The sequence below is a fragment of the Citrobacter sp. Cpo074 genome (assembly GCF_030332745.1).
Taxonomy (GTDB): Bacteria; Pseudomonadota; Gammaproteobacteria; order Enterobacterales; family Enterobacteriaceae; genus Citrobacter; species Citrobacter portucalensis.
Window position 1 is genome coordinate 229300 of record NZ_JAOWHG010000023.1, and the last position, 17926, is coordinate 247225.

A 17926-nucleotide genomic window follows, 5' to 3' on the forward strand; every position below is an offset into this window, starting at 1 on the left:
CAGGCGCTAATTTATCTGTGAAAGCGCATTACAGAGTTGTTTTGCGGCGAGGATAATACGCGGGCTCGCGCGTTCGAACCAGTCACTATTAAGTGTAATAATGGGTATTTTTAGCTGGTTTCCCCAGTATTGCTCAATTTTCAGAGTTTCACCCGGACCGCCTGTGGCAACAATAGCCTGGGGGGCTCGTGCCAGGACCTGCTCACGGCTAACCTGCGGCCAGGGAACCCGACTACCGGCAAAGATGTTTTCTCCGCCACATACCTCAAGAACTTCGTGCTGAATAGAACCTTTTCCACTGGTAAACAGAGGATTGGCACCAAACTGGAGAAACACGCGTTTTTTCGGTTTGTTGGCATACTGAGATTTAAGTAAAGCATAGTCATCAAGCATGGTTTGCGCCGCCTGTTTAGCTTGTTCAGGCTTGGGGCTCCATGCTGCTAATTGGCGTAGCGCATCGGCAACCTGCTCAATGGTAACGGCATCCACCCAGATGACCTTAATTCCCAGAGAGGTCAGTTGATTCACCTGCCGCTCAGCATTTCCCCCGCGCCAGGCGACGACCAAATCAGGTTTCAGCGCCACAATACGTTCAAGATTCATCCCTTGCCAGGTTGAGACTTCCTCAATATTTTTGGCTTCTGGCGGGTAGTTTGAATAGCTGCTGACGCCAACGGGGGTAATGCCAGCGGCAAAAGCGAGTTCAGTATTGGCAGGAGAAAGCGTCACAACACGCGGCGCGGCGTAAAGGAACGCCGGGAGAGTGAAAAGCAGGGCGACCAGCGCCCTGGAGAGTAATTTAGCCATGCGCCAGTTTCTGTACCAGCGTTTCAACCATCAGGCTTGACTGCTTCGCGGCAACCACCAGGAATTCGTCAAAGCTGAGATGGGACTGCTGATCGGCAACGTCAGAGATAGCGCGAACCACGACAAATGGCACGTTAAAGTTGTGGCAAACGTGCGCAATTGCGGTCGCTTCCATCTCAACGGCAATCGCCTGTGGGAAGTTATGCTTAATTTTAGCCAGCCCCACGGAACCGTTAATGAATGCGTCGCCGCTGACGATAAGTCCGCGAACGGCGTTCAGATTGAGTTCGGCGATGCAAGACTCTGCGGCAGCAATCAACGCAGGATCGGCTTTAAAACCAGCCGGGCATCCCGGTAGCTGACCAAATTCATAGCCAAAGGCAGTGACGTCGGCGTCGTGATAGCGCGCTTCGTCAGAAACTACGATATCTCCGACTTTCAGCGTAGAGGCCAGGCCACCCGCAGAACCGGTATTAATGATGGCGTCCGGCTTGCAGCGTTCAAGCAGCAGCGTAGCGCCCAGTGCCGCAGCCACTTTACCGATACCCGATTTCAGCAGCGCAACCTCTGTACCGTTCAGTTGGCCGGTGTAAATTTCACAACCGCCGAGCGCGATGGTCTGACGGTTTTCGATTTTGTCACGCAGCAGCGTAACTTCTTCTTCCATTGCACCAATGATGCCGATTTTCATAGATTTACTCGCGATAAGCCAGATTTGAGGGCATAGTCTATCATGCGCTTAAGGGGTAGCGCATTTCTCAGGCGGGAGAGGACATGGCACAGATCGATTTCCGAAAAAAAATAAACTGGCATCGTCGTTACCGTTCGCCGCAGGGCGTGAAGACTGAGCATGAGATCCTGCGTATTTTCGAAAGCGATCGCGGACGTATTATCAATTCACCGGCCATTCGCCGACTGCAACAAAAAACGCAGGTCTTTCCGCTGGAGCGTAATGCGGCAGTACGCACGCGCTTGACGCACTCGATGGAAGTTCAGCAGGTTGGGCGCTATATCGCGAAAGAGATCCTCAGCCGACTGAAAGAACTAAAGCTGCTGGAGCAGTATGGCCTGGATGAACTGACAGGGCCATTTGAGAGTATTGTCGAAATGTCCTGCCTGATGCATGACATTGGTAATCCGCCGTTTGGCCATTTTGGGGAGGCGGCAATTAATGACTGGTTCCGCCAGCGGCTGTATCCCGCAGATGCAGAAAGTCAGCCCCTAAGTGATGACCGTTGCCAGGTGACGGCATTACGGTTGCGTGAAGGCGAAGAGTCGCTGAATGATATTCGCCGTAAGGTACGCCAGGACCTGTGCCATTTTGAAGGCAATGCGCAGGGTATTCGCCTTGTGCATACGTTGATGCGTATGAACCTTACCTGGGCGCAGGTTGGCGGTATTTTAAAATATACCCGTCCGGCGTGGTGGCGCGGCAGTGCACCCGAGACACACAACTATTTAATGAAGAAGCCGGGTTATTACCTTTCTGAAGAACCGTATATTGAGCGGTTGCGTAAAGAATTATCATTAGCGCCTTACAGTCGCTTTCCATTAACCTGGATTATGGAAGCTGCCGATGATATCTCTTATTGCGTGGCGGATCTGGAAGATGCCGTTGAGAAAAGAATCTTTAGCGTCGAGCAACTTTATCACCACCTGTATGAGGCGTGGGGGCAGCATGAAAAAGGTTCCCTGTTTAGCCAGGTTGTTGAGAACGCTTGGGAGAAGTCACGTTCAAATACATTAAGCCGGAGTACCGAAGATCAGTTCTTTATGTATTTACGCGTCAATACGCTGAATAAACTGGTGCCATATGCGGCCCAGCGGTTTATTGATAATTTGCCGCAGATTTATGAAGGCAGCTTTAATCATGCGCTGCTAGAAGATGCCAGCAGCTTCAGCCAGTTACTGGGTGTTTATAAAAATGTGGCGGTAAAACATGTGTTTAGCCATCCGGATGTTGAACAACTGGAACTACAGGGCTATCGGGTGATCAGCGGGTTGCTGGAGATCTATCAGCCGTTATTAAAAATGTCTCAGTCAGATTTTTCTGAACTGGTCGACAATGAAAGAGTAAAACGTTTTCCTATCGAGTCCCGTTTATTTCAGAAGTTGTCTACCCGCCATCGTCTTGCGTATGTTGAGGCGGTTAGTAAAATATCGACGGGGTGCGCCGAGTATTCGGTTCTGGAATATTATTATCGCTGCCGGCTGATTCAGGATTATATCAGCGGAATGACAGATTTGTATGCCTGGGATGAATATCGTCGCTTGATGGCCGTAGAACAATAAATACTCATTTGTAAAGACGGACAATAAAATTTTACTTTTTCCTTAAACTTAATTCTGGAACTTAGCGCTATAAAACGACTCTGACGTATACAGCAATTTTGCGTTACCTGTTAATCGAGAACGAAACACATGAAAAAAACCACATTAGCAATGAGTGCACTGGCTCTGAGTTTAGGTTTGGCGTTGTCCCCCCTGTCTGCTACAGCGGCTGAGACGTCGTCTTCAGCAATGACCGCCCAACAGATGCCAAGCCTGGCCCCGATGCTCGAAAAAGTGATGCCATCGGTGGTAAGTATTAACGTCGAGGGGAGCACGACGGTAAATACGCCGCGCATGCCGCGTAATTTCCAGCAGTTCTTCGGTGATAATTCACCGTTCTGCCAGGACGGTTCTCCGTTCCAGAGTTCACCGTTCTGCCAGGGCGGCGCACCGGGCGCTGACAATGGCGGCGGCCAGCAGCAGAAATTTATGGCACTCGGTTCCGGCGTAATTATTGATGCCGCGAAAGGGTATGTCGTGACCAATAACCACGTGGTAGATAACGCCACGGTGATTAAAGTTCAGTTGAGCGATGGTCGTAAATTTGACGCGAAGATCGTGGGTAAAGATCCGCGCTCCGATATCGCGCTGATCCAAATTCAGGATCCGAAAAACCTGACGGCGATTAAGCTGGCAGATTCCGATGCGCTGCGCGTGGGTGATTACACCGTGGCAATTGGTAACCCGTTTGGCCTCGGCGAAACGGTGACTTCCGGTATCGTTTCTGCACTGGGCCGTAGCGGCCTGAATGCGGAAAACTACGAGAACTTTATCCAGACGGATGCTGCGATCAACCGGGGTAACTCCGGTGGTGCGCTGGTCAACCTGAACGGTGAGCTGATCGGTATTAACACCGCGATCCTCGCACCGGACGGCGGTAACATCGGTATCGGTTTTGCGATCCCAAGCAACATGGTGAAAAACCTGACCTCGCAGATGGTTGAGTTTGGCCAGGTTAAACGCGGTGAGCTGGGCATTATGGGTACCGAGCTGAGCTCTGAGCTGGCGAAAGCGATGAAAGTTGACGCCCAGCGTGGCGCATTCGTCAGCCAGGTGATGCCGAACTCTTCTGCAGCGAAAGCGGGGATTAAAGCTGGGGATGTGATTACCTCCCTGAACGGCAAACCTATTAGCAGCTTCGCCGCCCTGCGTGCGCAGGTCGGTACGATGCCGGTTGGCAGCAAAATCACCCTCGGTCTGCTGCGTGACGGTAAGCCGGTCACCGTGAACTTGGAATTGCAGCAGAGCAGCCAGACTCAGGTTGACTCCAGCTCTATCTTTAAAGGCATCGAAGGTGCCGATATGAGCAACAAAGGCCAGGACAAAGGTGTCGTGGTAAGCGACGTGAAACCGAATTCTCCGGCTGCACAGATTGGCCTGAAGAAAGGGGATGTGATTATCGGCGCGAACCAGCAGCCGGTGAAAAACATCGCTGAACTGCGCAAAATCCTCGACAGCAAACCGGCTGTACTGGCGCTGAACATTCAGCGCGGTGACAGCTCCATCTATCTGTTGATGCAGTAATCTCCCTCAACCCCTTCCTGCACAGGAAGGGGTTTCTTTTTGTGATACTTCCCACAACTCCATACTTCTCCCTTTCGCTTTGTGCATTTGCACAATGTCGCCGCTTATTATCTTCCCTATGCTTGAGCTCTGCTCACAGGAGGGGTTTATGGCTGGTTGGCATCTTGATACCAAAATGGCGCAGGATATCGTGGCGCGTACCATGCGCATCATTGATACCAATATCAACGTAATGGATGCCCGTGGGCGGATAATCGGCAGCGGCGATCGCGAACGTATTGGTGAATTGCACGAAGGCGCGCTGCTGGTGCTTTCGCAGGGTCGGGTGGTCGATATCGACGATGCGGTGGCACGTCACTTGCACGGTGTACGACAGGGGATAAACCTGCCTCTACGTCTGGAAGGCGAAATCGTTGGCGTTATCGGCCTTACCGGCGAGCCGGAGCATTTGCGTAAATACGGCGAGTTAGTGTGTATGACCGCCGAAATGATGCTGGAACAGTCGCGCTTGATGCATCTGTTAGCGCAGGATAGCCGTCTGCGTGAAGAGCTGGTGATGAACCTGATTCAGGCGGAAGAGAATACACCGGCGCTGATGGAATGGGCCCAGCGCCTGGGCATTGATCTGAACCAGCCGCGCGTGGTGGCGGTAGTGGAGGTTGACAGCGGCCAGCTTGGCGTTGACAGTGCGATGGCGGAGCTACAGCAATTGCAGAATGCGTTGACCACGCCCGAACGTAATAATCTGATTGCGATTGTCTCTCTGACCGAGATGGTGGTGCTGAAACCGGCGCTCAATCAGTTTGGCCGCTGGGACGCTGAAGATCATCGTAAGCGGGTTGAGCAGCTTATTGCCCGCATGAAAGAGAACGGACAGCTGCGTTTTCGCGTGTCGCTGGGCAACTATTTTACCGGGCCTGGTAGCATTGCCCGTTCGTATCGTACGGCGCGCACCACCATGATGGTCGGTAAACAGCGGATGCCGGAAAGCCGTAGCTATTTCTATCAGGATTTGATGTTGCCAGTGCTGCTGGACAGCCTGCGCGGTGGCTGGCAGGCCAATGAGCTGGCGCGTCCGTTGGTGAGGCTGAAAGCGATGGATAACAACGGATTGCTGCGTCGGACATTGGCGGCATGGTTTCGTCATAACGTCCAGCCGCTGGCCACCTCAAAGGCACTGTTTATTCACCGCAATACGCTGGAATATCGCCTGAATCGTATTTCAGAACTGACCGGGCTGGATCTGGGGAATTTTGACGACCGACTGCTGCTGTATGTGGCGTTACAACTGGATGAACAGCATTGATTAATTGCCTGATGGCGCTACGCTTATCAGGCAAAATGCCGGGTGGCGGCTTCGCCTTACCCGGCCTACGAATACATTCACGTGCGGTTATTTACGCGTTAGTTTTTCCAGATCGGCTTCAATTTCGCTGATCTTGTTGGTCACGACGCTTTCGAGATGACGTAAATCATCAAGGATCTTGCGTTTAAGATCGACTTCGCTGCGATCGCGCTGGCAGATCTGATCCAGTTCATCGATCACATAGCGCAGGTTGGGACTGATCTCCTGCACTTCTTTGTAACCCTGGCCGATGCCATCAGCTACCACCGTTTTGCGCTGACGGGGATATTTGAACTTCACGCTCTTGGCAAAAAACTCGCCTTTATCCTTTTGGAAATAGATTTTCAGGATATCGTTGTTGGCTTCTTGCCGCAGGCTGTAACGATCGATCTCTTCAGGATTAGTAATGCCCAGACTTTTCAGATTGTCATACATAGCGGTACCCTTAAGCTCACTATAACCATTGAATAATTAACGAAAAGCCTTGTTTATGCCACTCGCAGATGTAAAAAAAGCGGGCTAAGCCCGCTTTTTCAAATCGCTGTTAGTCGATAGTGCGCAACAGTTCGTTGATTCCCACTTTGCCACGCGTTTTGGCATCGACTTTCTTCACAATCACCGCGCAGTACAGGCTGTATTTACCATCTTTCGACGGCAGGTTGCCGGAGACGACCACGGAGCCTGCCGGAACGCGACCGTAATGCACTTCGCCAGTTTCGCGATCGTAAATACGGGTGCTCTGACCGATGTACACGCCCATGGAGATAACAGAACCTTCTTCGACGATCACGCCTTCAACCACTTCAGAGCGTGCGCCGATGAAGCAGTTGTCTTCGATGATGGTTGGGTTAGCCTGCAACGGCTCCAGTACGCCGCCGATGCCAACGCCGCCGGACAGGTGTACGTTTTTACCGATTTGCGCACAGGAACCGACTGTCGCCCAGGTATCAACCATCGTACCTTCATCAACATAAGCGCCGATGTTTACGTAAGATGGCATCAGCACGGTGTTACGGGCGATAAACGCACCCTGACGCACGGCCGCAGGCGGAACCACGCGGAAACCTTCCTTCTGGAAGCGCGCTTCGTCGTAGTTGGCGAATTTCATCGGTACTTTATCGAAGTAACGGCTTTCCGCACCTTCGATGACCTGATTATCGTTAATACGGAAAGAGAGCAGGACCGCCTTTTTCAGCCACTGATGTGTGACCCACTGACCCTCAATCTTCTCTGCGACGCGCAGTGCACCGGAATCCAGTAAAGAAATAACCTGATTCACCGCTTCGCGGGTTACGGTATCTACATTTGCCGGAGTAATGTCGGCACGGCGCTCGAAAGCGGACTCAATAACGTTCTGTAACTGCTGCATTGTTAAACTCTTTCCATAATAAATAAAAACATCACCCTTTATCGTTTGGATTGAGGGCCTCTGTCAACCGTTGATGCACTTCCTGCTGCAGCTCATTATTAAGGGCGCGCCGGTCGGCGGTGGCGATTATGAATAAATCTTCTACTCGCTCGCCAATGGTTGTAATTCGGGCGCCATGCAGCGAAATTCCCAGATCGGCAAAAATCTGCCCGACCCGCGCCAGCAGGCCGGGCTGGTCGAGAGCGATAAGCTCCAGGAATGATTTTCGGTCGGTATGGGTCGGCAAAAAGGTGACCTCAGTATCGACGGTAAAGTGGCGTAATTTTGCCGGCTGGCGACGCGGTTGCGGTGGCTGCCAACTGCGCTGCGTGATGGCCTGTTCCAGTCCAAAACGGATCGCTTCGTGTCGATCTGAAGACAGCGGGCTGCCGTCCGGTTCCAGTACGATGAACGTATCCATCGCCATCCCATCGCGGGTAGTGAAAATCTGCGCATCGTGGACGCTAAGATTACGCCTGTCCAGTTCGGCGCAGACGGCGGCAAACAGGTAAGGGCGGTCAGGGCTCCAGATGAAAATTTCTGTCCCGCCGCGCGTGGCCTGTGGGCTGAGCAGGATCAGCGGCTTGCTGAGATCGTGTTGCAGCAGATGGCGCGCATGCCAGGCCAGCTGATTTGGGCTGTGACGCACGAAGTAGTTGGCGCGACAGCGTGACCAGATGTGGTGCAACGCTTCTTCATCAATGTTGTCCATTCGCAGTAGCGCCAGCGCCTGAAGCTGATGATGGCGTACACGCTCACGCATATCCGGCGTATTTTGCATGCCACGACGGAGTTGTTTTTCCGTTGCGAAGTACAGCTCGCGTAGCAGGCTTTGCTTCCAGCTATTCCACAGCGTTTCGTTGGTGGCGCAAATATCCGCGACGGTCAGACACACCAAAAAGCGCAGACGGTGTTCCGTTTGTACCTCTTCGGCGAATTGCTTAATTACTTCGGGATCCTGAATATCGCGGCGCTGAGCGGTCACCGACATCAGCAAATGCTGGCGCACCAGCCACACGATCAGCTGCGTTTCGCGGGAATTCAGGCCGTGCAGTTCGGCGAACTTGAGCACATCCTGAGCGCCGAGTACCGAGTGATCGCCGCCGCGACCTTTGGCGATATCGTGGAACAGCGCGGCAATAAGAATCAACTCCGGCTGTCGCAGACGCGGCCATAGATCCACACAAAGCGGATGGCGCTGACGGGTCTCTTCGTTAGCAAAACTTTCCAGCTTGAGCATTACGCGGATGGTGTGTTCATCCACCGTATAGGCATGAAACAGGTCAAACTGCATTTGGCCGACAATATGCGACCATTGCGGCATATAGGCCCACAACACGCTGTGGCGATGCATCGGCAGCAGACCGCGGCTCACCGCGCCCGGATGGCGTAACATGCTGAGAAACAGCGATCGTGCTTCCGGGATGTAGCACAGCGGCTGCGTTAAATGACGGCGGGCATGACGCAGATGGCGCAGCGTGGTGGAGTAAATTCCGCTGATCGCGCTGTTACGCACCATGATGTAAAACATCCGCAGTATCGCTTCGGGTTTACGGATAAACAGGTCGTCGTTGCGCAGATCGATCAACGTGCCGCGCAGTTGAAAGTCGTCATCAATCGGGCGCGGTTTTTCATCGGCGGGCATGGCGAGGATCGCCTCGTCGAACAGTTGCAACAGCATGTGATTCAGTTCGCTGACCCGTCGGGTGACGCGGAAATAGTCTTTCATCATCCGCTCGATAGGCTCGTTGCCTTCGCCGCCGTAGTTTAGCCTTTGCGCCACGCTGAGCTGGCGGTCAAACAGCAGGCGGTTGTCGTAACGACTAACGACCAGATGCAGGGCGAAGCGAATCCGCCACAGGATATGCAAACATTCATTCAGCTCGGCGCGTTCAGCCAGTGTCAAAAAGCCGAAGCCGACCATTTCGTCCAGTGAGGTGGCGCCAAAATGGCGACGCGCCACCCATTGCAGGGTATGGATATCGCGCAGGCCGCCGGGACTGCTTTTGATGTCCGGCTCCAGGTTGTAGCTGGTGCCGTGATAGCGCTGGTGGCGCTGATTCTGCTCTTTCACTTTAGCGGCGTAAAACTTGTCGGAAGGCCAGAAACCTTCGCTAAAAATATGCTTTTGCAGCTCCAGAAACAGCGCCACATCGCCGATCAGCAAGCGTGTTTCAATCAGGTTGGTGGCGACGGTTAAATCTGACAATCCTTCCAGCAGACACTCTTCCAGCGTACGCACGCTATGCCCAACCTCCAGCCTCACGTCCCATAGCAGCGTTAACAGCTCACCGACTTTCTCGGCCTGCGCATCAGGCAGCTTTTTACGACTCAGGATCAGCAGGTCAATATCGGAAAGCGGGTGCAATTCGCCTCGTCCGTAGCCACCAACGGCAACCAGCGCCAGATCGGCTATTTGCCCGAACCCAGCTTCTATCCACAAACGCTGTAGCAGTTGGTCAATAAATTCGGTGCGGGCCTCAATGAGCTGTTCTGCGGAAATTCCACTGTCAAACGCTTCGCCTAACCAGTTCTGGAAGGTGTCGATATGCGCTTTAATGCCGGAGCAGTTGAGATCTTGCTGTGGCCATGTCCCTGGGTTTTGCGGTTGGCCAGGCAGGGTGGGGAGGGCAGTATTTGCGTGCTGTTCAGGAAGAGTATTCATTATGCGCCACCCATTAAAAAGCCGGATGATGGCGTGAACGCCTTATCCGGCCTACTAAGTAGTACAATTTGTAGGCCTGATAAGATGCGAATGCATCGCCATCAGGCAAAACATTATTCGCCGTGTGTGATGATCGCCGGGATGGTGTCATCCTTGCGTAACGTCAGAATTTCACAGCCGTTTTCCGTCACTACAATAGTATGCTCGTACTGTGCAGACAAGCTCCGGTCTTTGGTTTTCACCGTCCAGCCGTCTTTCATGGTGCGGATGCGGTAATCACCGGCATTCAGCATCGGTTCTATGGTGAACGTCATGCCCGGCTGCAGTACCACACCACCGTCGTCTGCATCGTAGTGCAGAACCTGTGGCTCTTCATGGAAGCCGCGACCGATACCGTGACCGCAGTATTCACGAACAACAGAGAAACCTTCGCCTTCCGCGTATTTCTGAATTGCAGCGCCCAGCGTGCGCAGGCGAATGCCCGGTTTTACCATTCGCAGCGCCAGGTACAGGCTTTCCTGTGTGACGCGGCACAGACGCTCGCCCAGAATAGTAGGTTTGCCGACGATAAACATCTTGGAGGTATCGCCGTGGTACTCGTCTTTAATCACGGTTACGTCGATGTTGACGATGTCGCCGTCTTTCAGAAGTTTGGCGTCGTCCGGGATCCCGTGGCACACGACTTCATTAATAGAGATACATACGGATTTCGGATAGCCGTGATAGCCCAGGCAGGCGGAAATAGCCTGCTGCTCATTCACGATGTAGTCATTACAGAGGCGATCCAGCTCGCCGGTGCTGACGCCCGGTTTAACAAACGGCGCGATCATTTCCAGTACATCAGCGGCCAGGCGGCCAGCGACGCGCATTTTTTCGATTTCTTCAGGGGTCTTGATTGAGATAGCCATAAATTCTGTCCATCAGTGCCGATGATATCGGCAATAATTGTTTAAGTGCTGCCAATGGTATCAGTCTGGGGTGTACCCTGCCAAATTGAGAATCATTCTGAACTTCGCCTTTCGTGCCACAGATGCGTTGGCTACATTTTTTCACCCCAGTCACTTACTGGTTGTAAGCTCCCGGGGATTCAAAAATTTGCCGCCTTCCTGTAACACGAAATTCATCGTTCATTCAGCACAGACCGCCAACAATTATTGGTGTCGGTGGCGTATTTGTGGTATAAAGCGCGCCGGACTTCCGATCCATTCGAAGACTACACACGATGGACGGGAGCGACAAATCTCACTTTGTGTAACAACACACACGTATCGGCACATATTCCGGGGTGCCCTTTGGGGTCGGTAATATGGGATGCGTGGAGGCTTAACCCCAACTTTTATATATAGAGGTTTTAATCATGGCAACTGTTTCCATGCGCGACATGCTCAAGGCTGGTGTTCACTTCGGTCACCAGACCCGTTACTGGAACCCGAAAATGAAGCCGTTCATCTTCGGTGCGCGTAACAAAGTTCACATCATCAACCTTGAGAAAACTGTACCGATGTTCAACGAAGCTCTGGCTGAACTGAACAAGATCTCTGCTCGTAAAGGTAAAATCCTTTTCGTTGGTACTAAACGCGCTGCAAGCGAAGCGGTGAAAGAAGCTGCTAACAGCTGCGACCAGTTCTTCGTGAACCATCGCTGGCTGGGCGGTATGCTGACTAACTGGAAAACCGTTCGTCAGTCCATCAAACGTCTGAAAGATCTGGAAACTCAGTCTCAGGACGGTACTTTCGAAAAGCTGACCAAGAAAGAAGCGCTGATGCGTACTCGTGAGCTTGAGAAACTGGAAAACAGCCTGGGCGGTATCAAAGATATGGGCGGTCTGCCGGACGCTCTGTTCGTAATCGATGCTGACCACGAGCACATTGCTATCAAAGAAGCAAACAACCTGGGTATCCCAGTATTTGCTATCGTTGATACCAACTCTGATCCGGACGGTGTTGACTTCGTTATCCCGGGTAACGACGACGCAATCCGTGCTGTGACCCTGTACCTGGGCGCTGTAGCTACTACCGTTCGTGAAGGCCGTTCTCAGGATCTGGCTTCCCAGGCGGAAGAAAGCTTCGTAGAAGCTGAATAATAAGGCACGCTCGTTAGAGCCCTTATAGACCAGGTAGTATCACGTTTGGTTAGGGGGCCTGTATATGGCCCCCTTTTTCACTTTTAAATCTGTGCGGTTTCATGCCGGGCAGATCAAATCTTCCGAGGATTTTAGAATGGCTGAAATTACCGCATCCCTGGTAAAAGAGCTGCGTGAGCGTACTGGCGCAGGCATGATGGATTGCAAAAAAGCACTGACTGAAGCTAATGGCGACATCGAGCTGGCAATCGAAAACATGCGTAAGTCCGGTGCAATCAAAGCGGCGAAAAAAGCAGGCAACGTTGCTGCTGACGGCGTAATCAAAACCAAAATCGACGGCAACATCGCTTTCATTCTGGAAGTTAACTGCCAGACTGACTTCGTTGCTAAAGATGCTGGTTTCCAGGCATTTGCTGACAAAGTACTGGACGCTGCCGTTGCTGGCAAAATCACTGACGTTGAAGTTCTGAAAGCACAGTTCGAAGAAGAACGTGTTGCTCTGGTTGCTAAAATCGGTGAGAACATCAACATCCGTCGCGTTGCTTCCCTGGAAGGCGAAGTTCTGGGTAACTACCAGCACGGTGCTCGTATCGGTGTTCTGGTTGCTGCAACTGGCGCTGACGAAGAACTGGTTAAACAGCTGGCAATGCACGTTGCTGCAAGCAAACCAGAATTCGTTAAACCGGAAGACGTTTCCGCTGAAGTGGTAGAAAAAGAATACCAGGTTCAGCTGGACATCGCTATGCAGTCTGGCAAGCCGAAAGAAATCGCAGAGAAAATGGTTGAAGGCCGCATGAAGAAATTCACCGGCGAAGTTTCTCTGACCGGTCAGCCTTTCGTCATGGAACCGAGCAAATCTGTTGGTCAGCTGCTGAAAGAGCATAACGCTGACGTAACTGGTTTCATCCGCTTTGAAGTGGGTGAAGGCATCGAGAAAGTTGAGACTGACTTTGCAGCAGAAGTTGCTGCGATGTCCAAGCAGTCTTAATTTTTAAAGGAGCCGCCTGAGGGCGGCTTCTTTTTGTGTCTGGCTTGTAAATTCAGCGAACCGCTATAGTGGTCATGCTGAAAAGCGACATACAATGTCGCCGGAATTAACTCATCTCATTCGTTGACAGTCTCAGGAAAGAAACATGGCTACCAATGCAAAACCCGTCTACAAACGTATTCTGCTTAAGTTAAGTGGCGAAGCTCTGCAAGGTTCAGAAGGCTTCGGTATTGATGCAAGCATCCTCGACCGTATGGCTCAGGAAATCAAAGAGCTGGTTGAGCTGGGTATTCAGGTTGGCGTAGTGATTGGTGGTGGTAACCTGTTCCGTGGCGCTGGTCTGGCGAAAGCGGGGATGAACCGCGTTGTGGGCGACCACATGGGCATGTTAGCCACCGTAATGAACGGTCTGGCGATGCGCGATGCGCTTCACCGCGCCTATGTGAACGCTCGCTTGATGTCCGCAATTCCTCTGAACGGCGTGTGTGATAACTACAGCTGGGCCGAAGCTATCAGCCTGCTGCGTAACAACCGCGTTGTTATTTTGTCTGCGGGTACCGGCAATCCGTTCTTCACCACCGATTCTGCAGCCTGCCTGCGCGGTATTGAAATTGAAGCGGATGTGGTTCTGAAAGCCACCAAAGTCGATGGCGTATTTACTGCCGACCCGGCTAAAGATCCAACGGCGACTATGTACGAACAGTTGACCTACACTGAAGTACTGGATAAAGAGCTGAAAGTAATGGATCTTGCCGCGTTCACGCTGGCTCGTGACCACAAATTACCGATTCGTGTCTTTAACATGAACAAACCAGGTGCACTGCGCCGTGTTGTTATGGGTGAAAAAGAAGGCACGTTAATCACGGAATAATTCCCGTTGCGGCTAAATGCAGGTAATATTCCGCTTTAATGTCGCGGGATACGTCCCTCAAAATTAATCAAGACTATACTTGTCACATCTTGCGTGGCGGGTATGGTCTGACTGAAACAAGCTTTCAAGGATTCGTAACGTGATCAACGATATCAGAAAAGATGCTGAAGTACGCATGGACAAATGCGTCGAAGCGTTCAAAAACCAAATCAGCAAAATTCGCACGGGTCGTGCTTCTCCTAGCCTGCTGGATGGTATTGTCGTGGAATATTACGGCACGCCGACTCCGCTGCGCCAGCTGGCAAGCGTAACGGTTGAAGATTCCCGTACCCTGAAAATCAACGTATTTGACCGTTCTATGGGTCCAGCCGTTGAGAAAGCAATCATGGCTTCCGACCTCGGTCTGAATCCAAGCTCTGCGGGCTCTGACATCCGCGTTCCGCTGCCGCCGCTGACCGAAGAACGTCGTAAAGATCTGACCAAGATCGTACGTGGTGAAGCTGAAGGCGCGCGTGTTGCGGTACGTAACGTACGCCGCGATGCAAACGACAAAGTGAAAGCATTGTTGAAAGAAAAAGAGATCAGCGAAGATGACGATCGCCGTTCTCAGGACGACGTACAGAAACTGACTGACGCAGCAATCAAGAAAGTTGATGCGGCGCTGGCAGAGAAAGAAGCAGAACTGATGCAGTTCTGATTCGCCTGTACGCTAAAAACGCCGCTTAGAAGGCCTGAGAAGGCTGGATGGCGGCGTTTTGCTTTTTTCTGTCTACATACTCTAAATAATTCAAGTTGCAGGAAGGCGGTGACGCCAAAGGCCGAGTAAAGCCAACGTACATGCAACTTGAAGTATGACGAGTAAAATTCTTCTGGATGTCCGATGAAGCAATTAACCATCCTGGGATCAACCGGTTCCATTGGTTGCAGTACGCTGGATGTAGTACGCCATAACCCGGAAAAATTTCGTGTTGCTGCGTTGGTGGCGGGTAAAAATGTTGCCCGTATGGTAGAGCAATGCCTGGAGTTTGCGCCTCGCTATGCGGTAATGGATGATGAAAAAAGCGCGGCACAGGTAAAAGCTGCTCTTTTGGCACAGGGTAGCCGTACCGAGGTGATGAGCGGGCAGCAGGCTGCCTGTGATATGGCTGCGCTGGATGATGTTGATCAGGTCATGGCGGCGATTGTCGGCGCAGCGGGTTTGCTGCCGACGCTGGCGGCAATTCGTGCGAGCAAAAGCATTTTGCTGGCGAATAAAGAATCTCTGGTGACCTGCGGTCGTCTGTTTATGGACGACGTGAAACGCCACAAAGCGCAGCTTTTGCCGGTAGATAGCGAGCATAACGCGATTTTTCAGAGTTTACCGCAACCTATCCAACACAATCTGGGATACGCTGACCTTGAGCAAAACGGCGTCATGTCAGTTCTGCTTACCGGGTCTGGTGGCCCATTCCGTGAAACGCCATTGCGCGATCTGGTCTCTATGACCCCCGATCAGGCATGCCGTCATCCGAATTGGTCGATGGGACGAAAAATCTCTGTCGATTCCGCCACCATGATGAACAAAGGTCTGGAATACATTGAAGCGCGTTGGTTATTTAATGCCAGTGCAAGCCAGATGGAAGTGCTGATTCATCCGCAGTCGGTTATTCATTCGATGGTCCGTTATCAGGATGGTAGTGTTCTGGCGCAGTTGGGTGAACCTGATATGCGTACACCTATTGCCCATACGATGGCATGGCCAGAACGTGTGACGTCCGGTGTTAAGCCTGTCGACTTTTGCAAACTCAGTGCGTTGACGTTTTCCGCACCTGATTACCAGCGTTATCCGTGCCTGAAACTGGCGATGGACGCGTTTGAGCAAGGTCAGGCGGCGACGACCGCACTCAATGCCGCGAATGAAATTACCGTTGCCGCATTCCTGGCGCAGCAGATCCGATTTACCGATATTGCCGATCTCAATTTATCTGTACTGGATAAGATGGATTTGCAGGAGCCGCAGAGCGTTGACGACGTGTTGAAGGTCGATGCCATCGCGCGGGAAGTCGCCAGAAAAGAAGTGATGCGACTCTCAAGCTGATGATAATCCCTCTACGGAGAATCGTGCTATTTGTTAGCGTTGGGCTTCAGTGATATAGTCTGCGCCACCCGATCGCGGGTATTTGCTTTTTTTCGGTCGGGTAAGCCGTGGTTTGACACGGCTTTTTTGTGGATAGGCTTCAGTATTCCTGAGTACCGTAAATCCTTTCAGGGACTAATAACGCGTTATGTTGTCTGCAACTAAACCATTAAGCGAAAATTTGCCAGCACATGGTTGTCGCCATGTCGCAATTATCATGGATGGCAATGGCCGCTGGGCGAAAAAGCAAGGGAAGATTCGCGCCTTTGGGCATAAGGCTGGAGCAAAATCCGTCCGCCGGGCTGTCTCTTTTGCTGCAAATAACGGTATTGATGCGTTAACGCTGTATGCCTTTAGCAGTGAGAACTGGAACCGACCTGCGCAGGAAGTGAGCGCGTTAATGGAACTGTTTGTGTGGGCACTTGATAGCGAAGTGAAAAACCTACATCGCCATAACGTACGCCTGCGTATTATCGGGGATACCAGTCGATTTAACTCACGTTTGCAAGAACGGATTCGCAAATCAGAAGCGATTACCGCCCAGAATACCGGGTTGACGCTGAATATTGCAGCGAATTACGGTGGACGGTGGGATATTGTCCAGGGAGTCAGGCAACTGGCACAACAGGTGCAGGACGGTGTGCTGCATCCTGAGCAAATCGATGAAGAGATGCTTGGGCAGCAAATTTGTATGCATGAGCTGGCTCCTGTGGATTTAGTGATAAGGACTGGGGGAGAGCACCGAATTAGTAATTTTCTGTTGTGGCAAATTGCCTACGCCGAACTTTACTTTACCGATGTTCTCTGGCCCGATTTCGATGAACAAGACTTTGAAGGTGCGCTGCATGCCTTTGCTAATCGTGAGCGTCGTTTCGGCGGCACCGAACCCGGTGATGAAAAAGCCTGATGGGGGTCGCTTTTGCTGAAGTATCGCCTGATTTCTGCTTTTGTTTTAATACCCGTTGTCATCGCGGCGCTGTTTTTGCTGCCGCCGGTGGGGTTCGCCATTGTTACGTTGGTCGTCTGTATGTTGGCCGCCTGGGAGTGGGGACAGTTAAGCGGTTTTACCACGCGTACGCAGCGAGTCTGGCTGGCGGTTTTGTGCGGGCTATTGCTGGCACTGATGCTATTTTTGCTGCCAGAGTACCATCGCGATATCCATCAACCTCTGGTTGAAGTATCGCTGTGGGCGTCGCTGGGCTGGTGGGTCGTAGCGCTGTTACTGGTATTGTTTTACCCAGGTTCTGCGTCGGTCTGGCGTAATTCCAAAACATTACGCATAATTTTCGGCGTGTTAACCATTGTCCCGTTCTTTTGGGGAATGCTGGCGCTACGTGCATGGCACTATGATGAGAATCATTATAGTGGCGCGCTATGGCTGCTGTATGTCATGATCCTCGTTTGGGGAGCGGACTCTGGTGCGTATATGTTTGGTAAGCTGTTTGGCAAACATAAGCTGGCACCGAAGGTTTCTCCTGGTAAAACCTGGCAGGGTTTTATTGGCGGACTCGCCACTGCGGCCGTGATCTCATGGGGTTATGGCATGTGGGCGAATCTTGAAGTTGCGCCTGTCACCTTGCTCATTTGCTCCATCGTTGCAGCCCTGGCCTCCGTGCTGGGTGACCTGACCGAGAGTATGTTTAAGCGTGAAGCAGGTATTAAGGACAGTGGTCACTTAATTCCAGGACACGGCGGTATTCTGGATCGTATTGATAGCCTGACGGCTGCGGTACCGGTCTTTGCCTGCCTGTTGTTACTGGTGTTCAGGACGCTCTAACGGATGGTCTT

At 52.0% G+C, this 17926-nt stretch carries 16 protein-coding genes; 10 read left to right on the forward strand and 6 right to left on the reverse strand.

What is annotated here, in order from left to right; translation table 11 throughout:
• Positions 1-6: 6 nt before the first annotated feature.
• Positions 7-807: a vitamin B12 ABC transporter substrate-binding protein BtuF gene (gene btuF, locus OGX83_RS02115; protein ID WP_003829197.1), complete on the reverse strand. Its 801-nt coding sequence runs from the start codon at positions 805-807 to the stop codon at positions 7-9.
• Entirely contained in the window at positions 800-1498 is a 699-nt protein-coding gene (mtnN, locus tag OGX83_RS02120) for a 5'-methylthioadenosine/S-adenosylhomocysteine nucleosidase (RefSeq protein ID WP_003829195.1), read from the reverse strand. Before mtnN ends, btuF begins: the two co-directional genes overlap by 8 nt.
• A gap of 83 nt (positions 1499-1581) precedes the next feature.
• On the opposite strand from mtnN, the gene dgt reads away from it, so the two are divergent.
• The 3 genes from dgt (at position 1582) to cdaR (ending at position 5968) form a co-directional block, all read left to right on the forward strand.
• Complete coding sequence (dgt, locus tag OGX83_RS02125) at positions 1582-3099, forward strand: dGTPase (RefSeq protein WP_060682723.1); 1518 nt, start codon at positions 1582-1584, stop codon at positions 3097-3099.
• 129 nt (positions 3100-3228) lie between these two features.
• A complete protein-coding gene (gene degP / locus OGX83_RS02130) occupies positions 3229-4662 on the forward strand; it encodes a serine endoprotease DegP (RefSeq protein ID WP_003829191.1) in 1434 nt (477 codons plus the stop codon).
• 148 nt (positions 4663-4810) lie between these two features.
• On the forward strand, positions 4811-5968 hold the full coding sequence (gene cdaR, locus OGX83_RS02135) for a DNA-binding transcriptional regulator CdaR (RefSeq protein WP_003018564.1): 1158 nt from the start codon (positions 4811-4813) through the stop codon (positions 5966-5968).
• Between the two features lie 87 nt (positions 5969-6055).
• On the opposite strand, the gene OGX83_RS02140 is transcribed toward cdaR, so the two are convergent.
• The 4 genes from OGX83_RS02140 to map all read right to left on the reverse strand — a co-directional run bounded on the left by OGX83_RS02140 (position 6056) and on the right by map (position 10988).
• On the reverse strand, positions 6056-6442 hold the full coding sequence (locus OGX83_RS02140) for a DUF3461 family protein (protein ID WP_005132126.1): 387 nt from the start codon (positions 6440-6442) through the stop codon (positions 6056-6058).
• A 109-nt stretch (positions 6443-6551) separates the two neighbouring features.
• The gene (gene dapD / locus OGX83_RS02145; protein ID WP_003829186.1) at positions 6552-7376 is read right to left on the reverse strand and encodes a 2,3,4,5-tetrahydropyridine-2,6-dicarboxylate N-succinyltransferase; all 825 of its coding nucleotides are present in this window, start codon (positions 7374-7376) and stop codon (positions 6552-6554) included.
• Between the two features lie 31 nt (positions 7377-7407).
• On the reverse strand, positions 7408-10080 hold the full coding sequence (gene glnD / locus OGX83_RS02150; protein WP_286587274.1) for a bifunctional uridylyltransferase/uridylyl-removing protein GlnD: 2673 nt from the start codon (positions 10078-10080) through the stop codon (positions 7408-7410).
• Positions 10081-10193: 113 nt separating this feature from the next.
• Positions 10194-10988 (reverse strand): type I methionyl aminopeptidase, encoded by a 795-nt coding sequence (gene map, locus OGX83_RS02155; RefSeq protein WP_003829182.1) that lies wholly within the window; start codon positions 10986-10988, stop codon positions 10194-10196.
• A gap of 449 nt (positions 10989-11437) precedes the next feature.
• Between map and rpsB the strand changes: the two genes are divergently transcribed.
• The 7 genes from rpsB (at position 11438) to cdsA (ending at position 17915) form a co-directional block, all read left to right on the forward strand.
• A complete protein-coding gene (gene rpsB, locus OGX83_RS02160; protein WP_003018553.1) occupies positions 11438-12163 on the forward strand; it encodes a 30S ribosomal protein S2 in 726 nt (241 codons plus the stop codon).
• Positions 12164-12299: 136 nt separating this feature from the next.
• Positions 12300-13151, forward strand: a complete 852-nt coding sequence (gene tsf, locus OGX83_RS02165; protein WP_003018551.1) for a translation elongation factor Ts — start codon at positions 12300-12302, stop codon at positions 13149-13151.
• A 145-nt stretch (positions 13152-13296) separates the two neighbouring features.
• Positions 13297-14022, forward strand: a complete 726-nt coding sequence (gene pyrH, locus OGX83_RS02170) for a UMP kinase (protein ID WP_003018549.1) — start codon at positions 13297-13299, stop codon at positions 14020-14022.
• Positions 14023-14161: 139 nt separating this feature from the next.
• Entirely contained in the window at positions 14162-14719 is a 558-nt protein-coding gene (gene frr / locus OGX83_RS02175; protein ID WP_003018547.1) for a ribosome recycling factor, read from the forward strand.
• Positions 14720-14902: 183 nt separating this feature from the next.
• On the forward strand, positions 14903-16099 hold the full coding sequence (gene ispC, locus OGX83_RS02180; protein WP_003829176.1) for a 1-deoxy-D-xylulose-5-phosphate reductoisomerase: 1197 nt from the start codon (positions 14903-14905) through the stop codon (positions 16097-16099).
• 187 nt (positions 16100-16286) lie between these two features.
• Positions 16287-17045, forward strand: coding sequence for a (2E,6E)-farnesyl-diphosphate-specific ditrans,polycis-undecaprenyl-diphosphate synthase (gene ispU / locus OGX83_RS02185; protein ID WP_286587275.1), 759 nt, complete (start codon positions 16287-16289; stop codon positions 17043-17045).
• A gap of 12 nt (positions 17046-17057) precedes the next feature.
• Entirely contained in the window at positions 17058-17915 is an 858-nt protein-coding gene (gene cdsA, locus OGX83_RS02190) for a phosphatidate cytidylyltransferase (RefSeq protein WP_003829174.1), read from the forward strand.
• Positions 17916-17926: the final 11 nt, after the last annotated feature.